This is a genomic window from Amazonocrinis nigriterrae CENA67 (genome assembly GCF_016056305.1).
Classification (GTDB): Bacteria; Cyanobacteriota; Cyanobacteriia; order Cyanobacteriales; family Nostocaceae; genus Amazonocrinis; species Amazonocrinis nigriterrae.
In genome coordinates this window covers 18863-36485 of sequence record NZ_JAECZC010000021.1, presented here as the reverse complement: position 1 = coordinate 36485, position 17623 = coordinate 18863, and the positions used below count along the sequence as shown (strand labels likewise).

Here is a 17623-nt window from a genome sequence, read left to right as displayed (position 1 = left end):
GAGTTACTAATTACGAATTAGAAACATGAGACCCGCCCAAACGAATCAGTTTGACTACGTTAAAATCGGCTTGGCATCGCCAGAACGCATTCGGCAATGGGGTGAGCGAACACTGCCTAATGGTCAACTAGTAGGTGAAGTTACCAAGCCAGAAACTATTAATTACCGAACTCTCAAGCCAGAGATGGACGGCTTATTTTGTGAGCGCATCTTTGGCCCGGCTAAAGATTGGGAATGCCACTGTGGCAAGTATAAAAGAGTACGCCATAGAGGAATTGTCTGTGAACGCTGTGGTGTAGAAGTCACCGAGTCACGAGTACGTCGCCACCGCATGGGATATATTAAACTTGCCGCTCCAGTGGCGCATGTTTGGTATCTCAAAGGTATTCCCAGCTATATTTCTATCCTGCTAGATATGCCCTTGCGGGATGTGGAACAGATTGTTTATTTCAACTCTTATGTTGTCCTCAGTCCAGGGAATGCTGAAACTCTAACCTACAAACAGCTACTGAGTGAAGACCAGTGGTTGGAAATTGAAGACCAAATTTATAGCGAAGATTCTACTTTGCAAGGTGTAGAGGTAGGCATTGGTGCTGAAGCTCTGCTACGCTTGCTCGCTGATATTAATTTAGAGCAAGAAGCCGAAAGCCTGCGAGAAGAAATTGCCAGTGCCAAAGGGCAAAAACGGGCAAAACTCATTAAGCGCCTGCGGGTAATTGACAACTTTATCGCCACTGGTTCTAAACCAGAGTGGATGGTAATGGCAGTCATTCCCGTAATTCCGCCAGACTTGCGCCCAATGGTACAGCTAGATGGTGGACGGTTTGCCACCAGCGATTTGAACGATTTGTATCGACGGGTAATTAACCGTAATAATCGTTTAGCACGGCTGCAAGAAATTTTGGCACCAGAAATTATTGTGCGGAACGAAAAGCGGATGCTGCAAGAAGCAGTGGATGCTTTGATTGACAATGGTCGTCGGGGACGCACGGTAGTAGGGGCAAATAACCGTCCTTTGAAGTCTTTGTCTGACATTATTGAAGGTAAACAAGGACGTTTCCGGCAGAACTTGTTGGGTAAACGAGTTGACTATTCTGGACGTTCTGTAATTGTGGTTGGCCCGAAGCTGAAGATTCACCAGTGCGGTTTGCCCAGGGAAATGGCAATTGAGCTATTTCAACCATTTGTGATTAATCGCTTGATTCGCAGCGGTATGGTAAACAACATCAAAGCAGCGAAAAAGCTGATATCCCGCAATGATCCCAGTGTTTGGGACGTACTGGAAGAGGTGATTGAAGGACACCCAGTGATGCTGAACCGGGCACCGACACTGCACCGCTTGGGTATTCAGGCTTTTGAACCAATTTTAGTAGAAGGTAGAGCAATTCAACTGCATCCTTTGGTATGTCCCGCGTTTAACGCTGACTTTGACGGCGACCAAATGGCGGTACACGTTCCTCTGTCCTTGGAAAGTCAGGCTGAAGCGCGGTTATTAATGCTGGCTTCCAACAATATATTGTCACCAGCTACGGGTAAACCCATTATCACGCCCAGCCAAGACATGGTTTTAGGAGCATATTACCTAACAGCAGAAAATCCCGATGCTACAAAGGGTGCTGGTAAGTACTTTGCTTCGCTAGATGACGTAATTATGGCTTTCCAGCAAGAAGAAATTGACTTGCACGCCTACATCTACGTGCGGTTTGACGGTGAAGTAGAATCTGACCAACCAGATACAGAACCTGTTGAAGTACATGAAAACGGTGATGGTAGCCGGACTTTACTGTATAAATACCGCCGAGTTAGGGAAGACGCCAAGGGTAACTTGATTTCTCAGTACATACGCACAACGCCTGGTCGTGTTATTTACAACAAAGCAATTCAGGAAGCACTAGCAAGTTAGTTGTTAGTTGTCAGTTGTCAGTTGTTTTTTGCCACTGACAACTGACTACTGACTATTGACCGATGACTATTGACTAAGGACTAATAACTAATGACTAACGAAAATACAGTTTTTCGCAATCGTGTAGTTGATAAAGGTCAACTGAGAAATTTAATTTCCTGGGCGTTTACGCACTATGGCACAGCCCGTACCGCAGTGATGGCGGACAAGTTGAAAGATTTGGGATTCCGTTACGCCACTAAAGCGGGGGTTTCCATTAGTGTAGATGACTTGATGGTGCCACCGAGTAAGCGTAGTCTCCTAGAAGCAGCAGAAGAAGAAATTCGCGCCACAGAAGCTCGTTATCAACGGGGTGAAATTACGGAAGTTGAACGTTTCCAAAAAGTAATTGACACCTGGAACGGTACAAGTGAAGCCCTCAAAGATGAAGTAGTCGTCCACTTCAAAAAGACTAATCCCCTCAACTCTGTGTACATGATGGCATTCTCCGGGGCACGGGGTAATATCTCCCAAGTACGGCAGTTAGTGGGGATGCGGGGACTAATGGCAGACCCCCAAGGTGAAATTATTGGTCTGCCTATTAAAACTAACTTCCGTGAAGGACTCACCGTTACAGAATATATTATCTCGTCTTATGGTGCGAGAAAAGGATTGGTAGATACCGCTTTACGGACGGCTGACTCTGGTTATCTCACCCGTCGTCTCGTGGACGTATCCCAGGATGTGATTATTCGGGAATTTGACTGCGGCACCACCAGAGGTATTCCCCTGCGTCCCATGACAGAAGGTGCGAAAACCTTGATTCCTCTGGCAACTCGCTTGATGGGACGGGTAGTGGGAGAAGATGTAGTACATCCAACTACAAAAGAAGTAATTGCACCACGCAATACCCCAATTTCTGATGACTTAGCCATAGCAATTCAAAAAGCTGGGGTGAAAGAAGTCGTTGTACGCAGTCCCCTGACTTGTGAAGCGGCGCGTTCTGTTTGCCAACACTGCTACGGTTGGAGTTTAGCCCATGCCAAGATGGTAGACTTGGGTGAAGCTGTGGGAATTATTGCCGCCCAAAGTATCGGTGAACCGGGTACTCAGCTGACCATGCGGACATTCCACACTGGTGGTGTGTTTACTGGGGAAGTAGCTCAACAAGTGCGTTCTAAGACAGATGGTACTATCCGTTTGCCTCGGAAATTACGGACAAGAGCATATCGTACCCGCCACGGGGAAGATGCTTTGTATGTTGAGGTTAATGGCATCATCATTTTAGAACCAAGTAAAGTTGGTTCTGAAAGCTTGCCTAACCAAGAGATTCATGTAACTCAAGGTTCCACACTTTATGTAGTTGATGGACAACACGTAAAAGTCGGTCAGCTATTGGCAGAAGTTGCCCTTGGTGGACGGACAGCGCGTGCCAATACAGAAAAAGCGGTGAAAGATGTTGCCACCGACTTGGCTGGGGAAGTGCAGTTTGCCGAAGTAGTGCCAGAACAAAAAACCGACCGTCAGGGCAATACTACAACCACAGCAGCGCGGGGTGGTTTGATTTGGATTTTATCTGGGGAAGTTTATAACTTGCCACCTGGTGCAGAATTAGTGGTGAAAAATGGTGATGCGATCGCTTCTAATGGAGTGTTAGCAGAAACCAAGTTAACTACTTTACACGGTGGTGTGGTGCGCTTGCCAGAAGCTACTCCCGGTAAGAGTACCAGAGAAATCGAGATTATCACGGCTTCTGTAGTCTTAGACCAAGCCACAGTCACAGTTCAAACCGGTCAAGGACGCAACAGCTACTTAGTCTCCACTGGTGACAACCAAGTATTTAACCTGCGAGCTACCCCAGGCACAAAAGTGCAAAATGGTCAAGTGGTAGCTGAATTAATTGATGACCACTATCGCACAACCACTGGTGGATTCCTGAAATTTGCTGGCGTTGAAGTCCAGAAAAAAGGTAAAGCCAAACTCGGTTACGAAGTGGTGCAGGGAGGTACTCTACTGTGGATTCCCGAAGAAACCCACGAAGTGAATAAAGATATCTCCTTGTTGCTGGTAGAAGACGGACAGTTTGTGGAAGCTGGCACCGAGGTAGTGAAGGATATCTTCTGTCAAACCAGTGGTGTGGTAGAAGTTACCCAGAAAAACGACATCTTGCGGGAAGTGGTGATCAAGCCAGGGGAACTACTAATGGTAGATGACCCAGCCGCTGTGATTGGGCGAGATAACACCTTTGTACAGCCAGGTGAAGAATTCCAAGGCGCGATCGCCACAGAATTGCGTTATATCCAATATGTGGAGTCTCCAGAAGGCCCAGCTTTGTTAAGCCGTCCAGTAGTGGAGTATGCCGTCCCCAACCACCCCAATGTGCCATCTACTACATCTGTAAGTCAACAAACAGGACGTTCCATTGAGTTACGGGCAGTACAGCGCCTACCTTACAAGGATTCTGAACGGGTTAAGTCTGTGGAAGGTGTGGAACTGCTGCGGACTCAGTTGGTGTTGGAAATCGACTCTGAAGGCGAACAAGACCATACTGCTTCTCCCTTGGCAGCAGATATTGAATTGGTACAGGATACCGAAAACCCAGACGTGCAGCGCTTGCAGTTGGTGATTTTGGAATCCTTGGTCATTCGCCGTGATATTGCCGCTGATGCTACTCAAGGTAGTACCCAGACAAGTTTAGAAGTACAAGATGGGCAAACCATTGCTCCTGGGGAAGTGGTTGCACGTACTCAAATCTTGTCTAAAGAAGGCGGTATTGTCCGGGGTATCCAAAAAGGTACCGAAGCCGTACGTCGCTGTTTGGTGTTGCGCCACAGTGATATGATCACAATGAATACTAGCGCCCAGCCCAAGGTGAAAAAAGGCGACTTGGTGGTAGAAGGTTTAGAAATTGCTCCTGGCGTCTTTACTGAAGAATCTGGGCAAGTTGTGGAAGTGAAGAAACTGGGTACTGGGGATCAGGGATTGGGGACTGGGCAAGAATCTTCCCAATCCCTAGTCCCCAATCCCCAATCCTCATACGCTGTTACCATCCGTGTCGGTCGTCCCTACCGAGTCAGCCCTGGCGCTGTGTTGCAAATAGAAGATGGCGATTTGGTGCAACGTGGTGATAACTTAGTATTGTTAGTGTTTGAGCGCTCCAAAACTGGAGACATTATTCAAGGTTTGCCCCGGATTGAAGAACTTTTAGAAGCTCGCAAACCTAAAGAGGCGTGTATTTTAGCACGTCGAGGTGGAGAAGTCAAGGTTGTTTATGGGGATGGCGATGAAGCGATCGCAATTAAGGTCGTAGAATCCAACGGTGTAGTGACTGATTATCCTCTAGGGCCGGGACAAAACTTGATGGTGCCAGATGGGGCGATCGTGCAAGCGGGTGAACCGTTGAGCGATGGCCCATCTAATCCTCACGAAATTTTGGAAATCTTCTTTAGCTTGGGTTCCGAAGATGGAGTCTATGCTTGTGCTAGCCATGCTTTGCAGAAAGTACAGACCTTCTTGGTGAATGAAGTGCAATTAGTGTATCAGTCTCAAGGGATTGATATTGCTGATAAACACATTGAAGTCATTGTGCGCCAGATGACTAATAAAGTCCGGATTGATGATGGTGGTGACACTACCATGCTTCCCGGTGAGTTAGTAGAATTGCGCCAAGTTGAGCAAGTCAACGAAGCCATGGCAATTACTGGCGGTGCTAGGGCACAGTATACTCCGATGTTGTTAGGGATTACCAAAGCATCGTTGAACACAGACAGCTTTATTTCTGCTGCATCCTTCCAAGAGACAACAAGGGTACTAACCGAAGCAGCCATTGAAGGTAAATCTGACTGGTTGCGCGGCTTGAAGGAAAACGTGATTATTGGGCGACTGATTCCGGCGGGTACTGGTTTCAATACCTATGAAGAACCTGGTGCGATCGATGACTATGCTGCTCTTGAAAGCAGTAGTGTCTTGGATGAAGTTGATGATCCAATGGATATGGTCTTAGATGACCGCACAGCTCGCGCTTATAATTTAGATTCTCCTACCCTTGGGGAAACTGGATTTGGCAACCGACGTGTCGAACGGTCAATTTTAGATGACGACGATGAGTTGATTGCTGATGAAGTCACTGACCTCGTAGAAGAAGATGATGAAGAAGACGATTACGAGGAAGACGACGAAGATGATTACGATATGTAATCAAGCCGAAAGGTAAAAATTAAAAGTAGAAAGGCAAAAGAAATTATTCTTTTGCCTTTTCTTTTTTGTTGACTGATGAACGCCAGTTGCTTCAACGCGGGAAACCCGCGCAACGCACTGGCTCCTGATGACTGTTAATTTTTAAATGTGAATAGTCATACCAATTCTGTATGAAGATGCGCCTAACTATCTTAGACCTAACACAAGAAAATGAAAACGAACCGCAAAGAGCGCAAAGAACACAAAGAGATGGAAGTTTAAAAGAATTTAGCGCAGCTTCACAAAGTAACGGTATCAATAACAAACAATTACAATGGGATATTTTTATTTGTTATTCTTCAAAGTCTGCTTAGCTTCATGATTCTTAATTTTGTTAGTTGCATCTAATAGCTGATAGAAGTCTACAATCCAATAGGCTGATGTCATGAGAAAGCAAAGAGGAAATAATTAATAAATCCTTACTTTTGTATGGGCGTAAGACCCCAGCGTTCTTACTAATTACTTAGCTCTATCATCAGTTTGTCTTGAATAAATACACTACCTGTACACAACATGCCTATTAAAATCGTCCAAAACTTCGACAGCAGTTTCACTCTCGAACCTGAGCTTCAAGAAACTCTCTTCAAATTGTTGATGAGTGAATCTTTTGTCAACCAAATGTGTCAACATTTACAGTGTGAAAAAGTTGAATTTACAAAATTACTTTTTCAGCCAGTGCCATACAGTTTAGCTACGCCCAAAGGGATGCCGACAGAATTTGAAAAATATCATGAATCTGATGAGTACATAATCATCAATGTACCGCCAAATTTTATGTTTAGTGCTAAGATTTTCAAACCCAGTCGCCTTTGTGCAATTTACCGAAAATGTGGCTAGTAGCTATATATAAAATGTTTTTCTTCAATTTGTCAGGCAAATCATAACTTTTCAAATATTATATGAATACTGAAACAAATATTCCTGCTTTAGCTAACTTAGAATACACTGCTTATATTGATGATAGTGGTCAATTGCCTGAAAATTTTCATGGCAAAATAGGGGTTTATGCCATATTTGACCAAGAAAAAGTACTGCAATTTGTAGGATATTCCCGTGATGTTTATCTCAGTCTGAGACAGCATTTAGTACGTCAAGTACAAAAATGCTATTGGGTAAAGGTTCAAACTATTGAACGTCCCAGCCGTACAGTTTTAGAAAATATTGAAAATGCTTGGATTGCCGAAAATGGTGGTATTCCTTCAGGAAATGGAGATGAGAAGGAAAATTGGACACAACCTATAGATGTGAAAAAGGTAATGACGCCTGAAGAACAGGCAATTTATCACAATCCGGCTAATGATGAGTTGGCACAGATTAAAATTATTAAAAATGTGGCACGGCGAGTAGAATCAGAAATTTTAGCATTGCTAGAAGTACGGGGGTTACAAACACAATTACGTTTTAATCCTAAATTAAAAGAGGAAGGATTGCTGGATTTGAAGTGAATTATTTTTAGGGTAAAATATCTCGATTTTGGATTCTGAAAGGGTGATTCATAGGAATGTGAAAAATCTGGAAATAGCATAGAAGCTAAATAAAAAGGGATAAAGAGGCTGATACACAACAACTTTAATCCCTTCATTTCTAACTATTATGAAAAATTGCCAATTGTATTTATCAATTGAATAAATTGGTTATTTTTGGCATAAATGACGCTTTAATTCTACCTGTAATTTCGCTACTCCTATAGCTCCAAAAATAAATAAACCCAAGGTAGAAGAAGATTCAGGAACGGTTTGAGGAGCAGCAATAAAAATACGCGGTAGTACTCGCTGGTAGGGTTGATTATTTTGATCTAGACCATCAACTGCGATTTTAAAAGGAGTTGTAGGAATTTTGAACTTACCAACAAATTCAGAATCTGTCGCTTCCGGATCTCCTCCTAGCAAATCTATTAGTTGAATTGTGTCACCAGTTTCAGAAATCAGCTTAAAATTAGCTGTGTTAAATGAACCGAAAAGTTTAGCTAAACCAAGAAATTCACTATTGGCAATTGGTTCTTGAGTAGTTGGAAATAAACCTCCATGTACTGATTCAATTTCTCTTTTTACAAATTGAAAACTGTCAAGCTGAATCGGACTATCAACTTGTGCGCTAACAGAAAACTCTCCTGAACCTTGAAGTTTCAACTTCCAAATGCCAGGTTTTGGTGAATTTATAGTAAAAATCCGTCCAGTACTGAGTGTGGTAACTGTTACATCTGTATCTCCAGGCTGAACTTCTGTACCATCAGGCCGTACTAAAGAGATATCAGCCGATGTAGATACAGAAATACTTGAACTACTAACGGTTGAATCAATAGGAACATCAAAAGACTTTGATTCTTCATTAAGAGTTCCATTTGCTGAAAGAACAGAGGTTAAATTGCTTGATAAGTATGGCTCGATCAAATCAAAAGCAGAGCTAATTTCAAAGGTATCAACAGAGAATAATTGACCTCCTGTTTGTTGAGCAACTTCTACGTATGCAGGATCGATAGGAGAACAAGAGCCATTTAAAAGAAAATTAACTTTTGTATTCTTCTCTCCTGCTTTTGCTGCAACCTGAGAACTCAAATCTCCATCTTTAGAAGAAGCATCGGTAAAGACAAAAAGATTAGAATTCGGTAGACTAGCTTCTACTGCTCGCAAAGTTCCAGTCATTGATAATTCAGGACAATCACCTCCTCCTCCAACACCAAGACTGTTGACTGCTGCAACCAGTGTTTTAGGATCTTGGGTTACAAAAGGAGTACCAACATCAGGATCGTTAAAAGTTTCTAGCAAATATTCAGGGACTTCAGTTTTATCTTTCACTTTGTCAACTGCTTTTGTAACTTGGTTTTTCACTTGGCCGATTACAGACCCCATGCTACCAGTTGTATCTATAACGAAACCAAGAGTGCCTGTTAAACCCATTAATGCCTGTACTGGTTTAAATTCATTTTTGACCCCTGGTGTTTGCAGAATCTGGTCAATAAAATCTGAACTTGCTTGAACTGCTAAATCTCTAGCTTGAGGGAAACCAGGACGACTGCGATCATCTTTATTAAGACCCTCAGGACAGGCTATTGGAATGCCACCATGATTAGTTTTTCCTGCTGGTGCAGCACAAGGTAGTCTAGTTATTCCACCCGATACAAAATAGCCTGATGTGAGGTCTGTTAATCCAGGTAAAAGAGTACTAGGATCGCCAGCAGGAGAAGTCGGGGTAGTTAAAGGTAATCCAGCAAATGTTGACCTTCCAAGTCGAGTATCAATACCTGTATTTCCTAGTTCTACCCAATTACTATGGGCATAGAAATCTTGAATTGTATGCAAAGCTCCACCTAATGCCTGACGTGCCGCAGAACCATCTGGTTGAGCTTTTGTAATGTTATCAATTACCTCTTGTTTTAGGTCAAGTATGCGTGTTGTAGCAGCTAAAAAAGATTCATCATCAAAATGAAACTCAGCTTTAGCTTGATTGTTGGGAAATATGAAACTATCTGTTGCTTTATTGGCTTTTATGATTTGGTCAAGTGCTTTGTCAGAGAATTGGAGTGTTTTACTATCTATTGTTACGGATATTGGTTTAACTGCATCGGAAGTAATTCCTAAATGACCATCGCGGGTTAATTTAAAAGCTATGGCAGGCTTTCCTGAAAAAAGTATTAATCCTGTTTCTACTAAAAGAAAAGCCCCAACTAATTTTCTGAAATTATCAACCATTGTTACTTACAAGCTATTTAATGTGAGGTAAAGATTTAGGTCTAAGATTGAGGAATCAAAGAGGGAAGAGTTGGAGAGGTATGAAGTTGAGGCACTTACAAGTAATAAAATGCCCAGTCGTGTTAACAAGAGCTTTATCTGCTCCCTGCAAGTTAGCCCTCAGCTATGCAATGTTTGCCAAAAGGCCACGCCATTTATGAAACGGTAGCAATTTCAGCCCTACCCTGATGATTGCAAGTAGAATTGCAGCCTCTACTAAAAGCAGGCGATCGCCTACAGTCAGGCTTAAAAACTTACGCAACTGTTTCATTAATTTGTCAAAAGCTATATATGAATTGCATCGGTAATAATTGCCCTAATATCTGGAAAATAGCTCGTTTTAATCGGTTTTTCCGGTGATTTCTTGGGTTTATTAAGCATGTTTATTTATTTACCACTATTACTTATGTTAAATAAACATCTTTACCAAATCTTAAACTTATAAACTAATGTAAAAGCTTATACATAAATCAAGTAATATAAAGTTATATTTAACCTCTGCTCAGATGTATTTTGTTTGCTTATTGAAAAGACAATATCTTGTTAAATTTCGTTGGTTTCTTGACAAAAACGCATTTTTTCTATCCGAAAATCCAATTCTTGTTTGTAACAGAAATAATTGTGTGAGAAAGAATTGTGCTATGAGATACATAAGCTAATTTTATGTTTTAAGCTGAAGACATCTCTGCTCAAGCAACAATGAAGTTTATCAAAGCTTTATATAATGAATAATCATTAAGTACAAATTCACAAAGAATTGGTATAAATAAAAAGGCACAAATCAACATAGTTACTGTGAATCAAAATAAACGAGGCTACAATCGTCTTCACCCCTGTCTTTTTCAAAACTTTCTATGACAATTAAGCTGCTGAACGATCGCTATCAAGTTATCCGTACACTAGGCGCTGGTGGGTTTGGTGAAACTTTTCTCGCAGAAGATACTTATATGCCTTCTAAGCGCCGTTGTGTGGTTAAACAGCTAAGACCAATTCAAAACAATCCCCAAATTTATCAACTGGTGCAACAGCGGTTTCAACGGGAAGCAGCTATTTTAGAAGAACTGGGCGGTGCAAGTGATCAAATTCCGACGTTGTATGCTTACTTTGAATCGGATGGACAATTTTATTTAGTTCAAGAGTGGATTGAAGGCGATACCCTGACAGCGAAATTCCACAAGCAGGGGTTGTTTAGTGAAATTGCTGTTCGGGAATTATTGGTGAATTTGTTACCAGTTTTGGAGTATGTCCACTCGAAGCAGATTGTTCACCGCGATATTAAACCAGACAATATCATTGTGCGCGATCGCGATCAAAAATCTGTGCTAATTGATTTTGGCGCAGTACGGGAATCAATGGGAACAGTATTTAATTCTCAAGGCAATCCTACCAGTTCGATTGTCATTGGTACGCCTGGTTATATGCCAAGTGAACAAGCCGCAGGTAGACCAGTTTATTCTAGTGATTTATACAGTTTAGGCATCACAGCTATTTATCTACTGACAGGAAAACAGCCACAAGAATTAGATATGGATTCACAAACGGGTGAGATTGTGTGGCGACCATATGCCAGTCATGTTAGTCCCATGATGGCAGAAATCATTGATAAAGCGATCGCCTACCATCCACGCGATCGCTATTCTACTGCCAGAATCATGCTAGATGCTTTGCAAAGCCTAGCAAATCCGATTCCACCTACGCAACCATACGTTAATCAAGCACCTGTGGTATCTACACCACCGCCACCAACTATTCCTGTGAATCCCCAGCCTAGTGTTCAAGGTAATAGTCGCAATGGTCTAGTCATCGCTGGTTTGATTGCAACGGGATTAATCGGTGGAATTGTCATTATTAGTAAGGTGTTAACGAAATCACCTGTAGCAGATCAAAACATTACACCTGCAACAACATTGCCAACTGTCACAGTTCCATTGAATACGACTCCATTGATTGTCCCATCTTCAGTAACATCACCAACTGTCCCATCTCAAACGGTAGAAAGTCGCCAATCTACTCCACAACCAACTATCCCATCTCAAGTAGTACAAAGTCCGCAATCTACTCCACAACCAACTATCCCATCTCCAATTCCTACCAATACATCAACACAATTAGATAATTATTTTTGGCTTTCTCAAAGGCCTGTTACAGATGCTGATTTGGATGGCAAAGATGGTTTGACATTAGATATTATGCGAAATACAATTTTCGCTATTCACGGTCGCCGTTTTGATACTCCTGGCTTACAAGAATATTTTGATAATCAACCTTGGTATAGTCCACAATATTCACCAAAGGAATTTCCTGCTAAGTTACTTTCAAAATTAGAGCAGCGAAATGTAGATTATATTGCTAAATATCAAGACCGCTATAATCTGAGATATTTTAGGAAATAGATATTATGTGTAGTCTTTATACGCCAAATCCTTGATGAGAGATTTCAACCGCTTAATGCGCTTCTTCTGAACAGACCAATTTTCACAAGCTTCTTTTACAATCTTGATTTCATCAGCTGTCAAAACTTCATCAGGCTGACCAGACGCTAAAATTCTGGCTGCTTTGACTGCTGTTTCATATTTCACACCGTACTTAACTAGTTCTGTGCAAAATATTTTTTCTTTTTCCTGTTCTGAGATGAAAAACTTAGATTGCATGAATTAGACGATGTGAAACTAATTTTGAAATTACATATATATAAACAAGAGTTCAGTAGTCAGTTTCACAAATTTCTGATCTTTTTAAATCTATCTATAGGTGGATGAGTAAATATACTCAGTATGCTTTTCAAGAAGTAATTAGTAAATATCCAATACCAATTCGTAATTCGTAATACAAGATACTTATGGAATAAGCGTTACGCAATAGTAGTGAATAATTCTAACTTAAGAAAATGTGAGTTCGACGGAATTTAAAAACCCCTCTCCAAACCTCTCAACGCCAGATGCTCATGGGGGAGACCACGCCAGATGCTCCACTTGGTGAGGCAGTCGCAGTCTTGGCGGCTTCCGCCGATTGCGTTAGCGAAGCGTTAGCGACGCAGGAGCGTCACTGCCGAACCCGAAGGGGGAAACCCCAAGACCGCACTGGCTCCCCGAAGCGGGGAGAGGCTTAAAAACCTTATTCTTCCGTATCAATGTGTAGATTTTTTGCCCCTTCCCTTGTAGGGAAGGGGTTGGGGTTAGGTTCCGTCGAACTCACGTTAAGAAAGTAGACACAAAACTAAATGTTGTAGGGGTAATTTATGAATTACCCCTACATAAATAAACGTGAGTTCGACAAGTGCTGTTTTGACCTCTCCCCTAGCCCCTCTCCTTGTAGGAGAGGGGAGTAAAACCCTTATTTTTCGTTACTCCTCCCTCGCCTTAATGGAGAGGGAGGTCGGGAGGGAGAGGTTCATCGAACTCACGTTAAATAAAGTGCAACCTTAGATAGAATTGCTATTCAAATTTCCTTATCTTTTACGACCTGGAGTCCGTCCGCCTTCGTCGTTGCTGCTACCGTGGGGATGGGAATTACCAGGATCACAGCCTTCAGAACCATTGCCAATTCCTTGGTTACAATGGCGACGGGTTGTTTCGTCGTCATCATTGTTATCAACAGCTTGGTTATCAACAGCTTGCTGTTGCGTCTGTTCAACGGCGTATTGAGAGGAAATATCCGCCACTTCTCCAGTGCTGACTAATGCTTTGTATATCAAAGCACTGACTTCGGCTCTAGTTGCCACCTTGTCAGCATTGAGGGTCTGAATATCAGGATAATTGACTACAATACCTCTTTGTGTGAGGGCTGCGATCGCACCACGCACATCACTACGAATACTAGCAGCATCAGTGTAAGCTGCCAAAATCGACTCTGTGGAACCGCTAAAAGTGTAGTTGAGTCCTCGTGCCAAGGATAGTAAAACTTCTAAGCGAGATAGCCTTTGGCTGGGGTTAAATTTATTTCCAGCAACTCCTAAAAAGCCTGTAGAATAAGCTTTGCGGATAGCACTGTAAGCCCAGTGGGTAGTGGTGACATCCTTAAAGCTAATGGCATTGCGGATATTTACTTTTTCAAAGGCTTGACTAATCATCGCTGCAAATTGGGCGCGAGTCACCTGTTCATCTGGACGGAAAGTACCATCAGGAAAACCTTCGATAACTTGTAGCGCTGCTAACTCGGCAATAAAATCTTTAGCCCAGTGGTTAACCGAGACATCAGAAAAGTTAACTTGGATACCGTTAGCGACACCTACGTCTCGATAACTCATCATCATCTGGCTGAGGTTATAGATAGAACTATCATCATCACCAACTTCAATGAGTTGTACTAGCCGACCAGGTTCAGTTTTCAACGCTTCTGCCAAGTTGTAACTAAAGGTACTCATGGTCTGACGCACCAAGGCATATTTACCTGTCTGGAAGGAAGTTGGATAAAGGCTATTTGTCGCAATTGTTGACAAACCCTCTGCTTGGAACTGACTCACATTAATAGTTTGGGAACTACTAAGGAAGGTAACCTGCTGGTCACGAACTTGGGTGAAGTAGTCGTAGGTGGTAGTACCATTATCAATTGCACCATCATTATCGGCATCAATACCATAAACAGTGCGAACAACTTGATATTCTGTTGGGTTGGCAGACAAAATCAGGTTAACTGACGTGTTTGCCGACATACATTCAAATTCGCTGTAGCCAAGAAAGCGGTTTTGAGTATCATACAATCGCACGACGACGCGATCGCCTGCTTTTAGACCCTTAACAAATTTCGCCTTGTGCTTAATCTTATATTTGTAATCACCCAAAAACCTTTCTTTGAGATAGGCTTGGTTCCGTTTTGCTTTGAAAGAAACGCGGGCAATTACGTCAGTAAAGTTACCAGATGGTTGCCAAATAGCTAGGCTAAAACCTGTAGTTTTGGCTTTTACCGAAGTCCTAGCAGCAGTCAGCTGGGTGCTGCGTTGTGCAACAACTGCTTGTCGCGCTATTGTGGTGCGGCTAGTCGTTTGGCGAATGGCAGTTTCTCGCCTCATCATTGTAGTGGTCATCGCCTGAGTCGAACCTTCATCAAGTTTGGCCATTGTTCCCGACTCATCAGTGCGATAAACCCAAATTTGTTGTTGGTTGGCAACCACTACTTGCCAACCACGAACTACAGCTTGGGAGCAAAATTCGTCTGCTTTTAAACCCAGACAACCATCTGCCCAAGTTTGTTGTTTAGCCTTGACGACGCGCAAATCTGACATTTCTGAACCTGTGCGTTGGGAGATATCCTGTAACACGGCTACTTTCACAGGTTCAGGTAAACTATCTATTTCACTGTTAATTTCGTTAGCTATGAGGTGTTGACTTGTAGAATCACCAAGTGTTTGTTTGCTGGTAGTCGAAAATTCTGAAACTGCGTAAGCAGAGACTATTGGAGAGAAAATTGCAACACTAGTTGCAGCACAAACAACTTTGCTCAAATGAGCCAAAAAACGTGGATTTATGTATTTCATTTTACATTTACCAAGCGGCTAAGGAGTCAAGGGAACATCATTACCCTTGACCTATTAATCCCTTAGTAAAGGTGAAACTAACATTTCAGGCAATAGTTTAGGTAACTTAACAATAAGCAATATTACTCTTGTTAACAGTGATTTAAAGTACCTTTAATCTGGGCAACTGCGATCGCCACGTACAGTACTAACCAAGAAATAAATACTACATTCTAATATTAAAACTACTAATATTTACTCAACCTGAAAGTGCTTGCAAAATAAATATCTCGAACTCAGCCAAAGTTTGACTAACACCAACCTCTTTGGCACGCTGCATAAACTGTGGAATAATTTCCATAACTGCTATACCAGGAAATGTAGGACTTGTCTGAGACTCAACATACTTTCCTTGTTGCAGCACATTAATTGTTAGCTTGTTCCTTTTGTAAATCCATAGTTCTGGTACTGCCAAAGCTTCATAAGCATCAAGTTCTGTCTTGGAGGTAAGGTCAATTTCTAATGCTAAGTCAGGCGGCGGATCTACAGTTAAATCTAGTCGATTCTTGCCAATGACAACTTTATAGTTTTGGATGTAAAAGCAATCATCCGGCTCAATACCTGCTATCATATCTTGACGCTTAAAAGTCGTAGAACCAAGAGGTTCCCATGCACGTTTCTGGACTTTGAGCAGAGTTTTGACTAAATCAGCAAGTAACACTTTTGAGCGTTCATGCTCTGGTAGTGGAGCCATGATTTCTAGAATACCATCTGCATAAGCAATTCGAGATGAGCGACGTTCACCTAAATCAGCAAGAATCTCTTCAAAACCTTCCCAGGAAACAGGCTGTAGGGTGACTTTTTGACCTGGTTCTAACCGCAGGCTAATGGGAGTTGCTGACATAGTGTTTTTACCTGTTACTCTTGAACAAATCGCTTTACTTCGTCTACTGTTAAACTCAAAGCTTCTGCAATTTGTTCTACACTTCTTGAGCAGAGGAGCAGTGGTGAAAGAATTTGTATCAGTAATTAAGTGAAATCGTATCAACTCAAATGTGAAAAGAGGAAGTGGGGAGTGGGCAAAACTAACTTTGATGTGTAGTAGCGGTAAATTTTTGAGCAAAACTAATTTTAAAACAGCATTTTGTTTACAGTTGTTTGAGGTCGAACAATATTACTATATAAAACAATACTTTATGAATCTTAATAATGACTGGAACTACACAGCAACTTACAACTATAGCTACTTTTGAAAAACTTGTGTGGACTTGGCAGGGTTACAAAATTCAGTACACTGTCATGGGTACAGGAAAACCTCTGGTACTGGTTCACGGTTTTGGCGCTTCCATTGGACATTGGCGCAAAAACATACATATCTTAGCAAATGCTGGCTACCAAGTTTTTGCTTTGGATCTTTTGGGTTTTGGTGGTTCTGATAAAGCACCCATTGATTACAGTGTAGAAGTGTGGGTGGAACTGCTGAAAGATTTTTGGGCAACACATATCCAAAAACCTGCCGTATTTATTGGCAATTCCATCGGTGCCCTATTGAGTTTGATAGTACTGGCAGAACATCCAGAAATTGCTGCTGGTGGTGTTTTAATTAACTCAGCAGGGGGGTTAAATCATCGCCCCCACGAATTAAACCCGCCGTTACGTATTGTCATGGCAGCTTTTAACAGAGTAGTGCGATCGCGAATTACAGGCAAACTTGTCTTTAATCGTATCCGCCAAAAATCCCAAATTCGCCGCACTCTCTATCAAGTTTACCGCAACCGCGAAGCTGTAACTGATGAATTAGTCGATTTACTTTATACTCCCGCTTGCGACCCAGGAGCGCAGCAAGTTTTCGCCTCTATCCTCACAGCACCCCCTGGCCCCACTCCAGGGGAACTATTGCCCAGAGTTGAACGTCCTTTGTTAATTATTTGGGGTGCTGATGATCCCTGGACACCAATTTCAGGGGCTAAGATTTACGAGGAGGCGAAGGAGAATGGTAAAGAAATCAAAATTGTTCCCATTCCTAACGCCGGTCATTGCCCCCACGATGAAGTTCCAGAGGTTGTTAACGCCCAGATTGTTGATTGGCTAGCCCATCTTTTTGACTAGGGTACAGGGATAGATGCAATACATTTCCTAAAAAGGTGAGCCAGCCTCCATCTTAGATGCTATTTGACGCCACTTGCACTCTTTGTGAGGAAACGTCCCTAACCTTCTGTTGACAGAGACGCTGTGTACAGCTTGCTTAAGCGTAGGGGTACGAGAACGCAAAAGAGCAAAAAGGTTCGGAGGTTAAAAGCAAAAGGTAAAGTGTAAAGGGGAAAG

Annotated in this window: 10 protein-coding genes and 1 pseudogene; 6 read left to right on the top strand and 5 right to left on the bottom strand. The window is 42.2% G+C overall.

Going from position 1 to position 17623, the window contains the following annotated elements; all coding sequences use genetic code 11:
- Positions 1-25: 25 nt before the first annotated feature.
- The 4 genes and pseudogenes from I8748_RS13485 to I8748_RS13470 form a co-directional block, all read left to right on the top strand.
- A pseudogene (locus tag I8748_RS13485) lies at positions 26-6079 on the top strand (DNA-directed RNA polymerase subunit beta''); the annotation flags it as partial.
- A gap of 170 nt (positions 6080-6249) precedes the next feature.
- A complete protein-coding gene (locus I8748_RS13480) occupies positions 6250-6432 on the top strand; it encodes a hypothetical protein (protein WP_198125091.1) in 183 nt (60 codons plus the stop codon).
- Between the two features lie 199 nt (positions 6433-6631).
- Complete coding sequence (locus tag I8748_RS13475) at positions 6632-6955, top strand: hypothetical protein (RefSeq protein ID WP_198125090.1); 324 nt, start codon at positions 6632-6634, stop codon at positions 6953-6955.
- A gap of 62 nt (positions 6956-7017) precedes the next feature.
- Entirely contained in the window at positions 7018-7563 is a 546-nt protein-coding gene (locus I8748_RS13470; protein ID WP_198125089.1) for a GIY-YIG nuclease family protein, read from the top strand.
- 189 nt (positions 7564-7752) lie between these two features.
- Here I8748_RS13470 and I8748_RS13465 read toward each other — a convergent pair whose 3' ends face one another.
- On the bottom strand, positions 7753-9807 hold the full coding sequence (locus I8748_RS13465; RefSeq protein WP_198125088.1) for a vWA domain-containing protein: 2055 nt from the start codon (positions 9805-9807) through the stop codon (positions 7753-7755).
- A 163-nt stretch (positions 9808-9970) separates the two neighbouring features.
- Positions 9971-10117, bottom strand: a complete 147-nt coding sequence (locus I8748_RS13460; RefSeq protein ID WP_198125087.1) for a hypothetical protein — start codon at positions 10115-10117, stop codon at positions 9971-9973.
- Positions 10118-10700: 583 nt separating this feature from the next.
- On the opposite strand from I8748_RS13460, the gene I8748_RS13455 reads away from it, so the two are divergent.
- Complete coding sequence (locus I8748_RS13455; RefSeq protein WP_198125086.1) at positions 10701-12239, top strand: protein kinase domain-containing protein; 1539 nt, start codon at positions 10701-10703, stop codon at positions 12237-12239.
- A gap of 3 nt (positions 12240-12242) precedes the next feature.
- Here the strand turns inward: I8748_RS13455 and I8748_RS13450 are convergent, their stop codons facing one another.
- From I8748_RS13450 to I8748_RS13440, 3 genes are all read right to left on the bottom strand, one after another.
- A complete protein-coding gene (locus tag I8748_RS13450) occupies positions 12243-12497 on the bottom strand; it encodes a hypothetical protein (RefSeq protein ID WP_198125085.1) in 255 nt (84 codons plus the stop codon).
- 797 nt (positions 12498-13294) lie between these two features.
- Positions 13295-15319 carry an S-layer homology domain-containing protein gene (locus I8748_RS13445; RefSeq protein ID WP_198125084.1) on the bottom strand — a complete coding sequence of 675 codons (2025 nt, stop codon included), beginning with the start codon at positions 15317-15319 and terminating at the stop codon, positions 13295-13297.
- Positions 15320-15557: 238 nt separating this feature from the next.
- On the bottom strand, positions 15558-16202 hold the full coding sequence (locus I8748_RS13440) for a Uma2 family endonuclease (RefSeq protein WP_198125083.1): 645 nt from the start codon (positions 16200-16202) through the stop codon (positions 15558-15560).
- Between the two features lie 305 nt (positions 16203-16507).
- Here I8748_RS13440 and I8748_RS13435 point away from each other — a divergent pair, with 305 nt between their 5' ends.
- A complete protein-coding gene (locus tag I8748_RS13435; RefSeq protein ID WP_198125082.1) occupies positions 16508-17407 on the top strand; it encodes an alpha/beta fold hydrolase in 900 nt (299 codons plus the stop codon).
- Positions 17408-17623: the final 216 nt, after the last annotated feature.

Bases quoted from the DNA above. Each gene is read 5' to 3' on its own strand.
- I8748_RS13480 (WP_198125091.1), top strand. From the start codon at position 6,250: ATGAAGATGCGCCTAACTATCTTAGACCTAACACAAGAAAATGAAAAC.
- I8748_RS13475 (WP_198125090.1), top strand. From the start codon at position 6,632: ATGCCTATTAAAATCGTCCAAAACTTCGACAGCAGTTTCACTCTCGAA.
- I8748_RS13470 (WP_198125089.1), top strand. From the start codon at position 7,018: ATGAATACTGAAACAAATATTCCTGCTTTAGCTAACTTAGAATACACT.
- I8748_RS13465 (WP_198125088.1), bottom strand. From the start codon at position 9,807: ATGGTTGATAATTTCAGAAAATTAGTTGGGGCTTTTCTTTTAGTAGAA.
- I8748_RS13460 (WP_198125087.1), bottom strand. From the start codon at position 10,117: ATGAAACAGTTGCGTAAGTTTTTAAGCCTGACTGTAGGCGATCGCCTG.
- I8748_RS13455 (WP_198125086.1), top strand. From the start codon at position 10,701: ATGACAATTAAGCTGCTGAACGATCGCTATCAAGTTATCCGTACACTA.
- I8748_RS13450 (WP_198125085.1), bottom strand. From the start codon at position 12,497: ATGCAATCTAAGTTTTTCATCTCAGAACAGGAAAAAGAAAAAATATTT.
- I8748_RS13445 (WP_198125084.1), bottom strand. From the start codon at position 15,319: ATGAAATACATAAATCCACGTTTTTTGGCTCATTTGAGCAAAGTTGTT.
- I8748_RS13440 (WP_198125083.1), bottom strand. From the start codon at position 16,202: ATGTCAGCAACTCCCATTAGCCTGCGGTTAGAACCAGGTCAAAAAGTC.
- I8748_RS13435 (WP_198125082.1), top strand. From the start codon at position 16,508: ATGACTGGAACTACACAGCAACTTACAACTATAGCTACTTTTGAAAAA.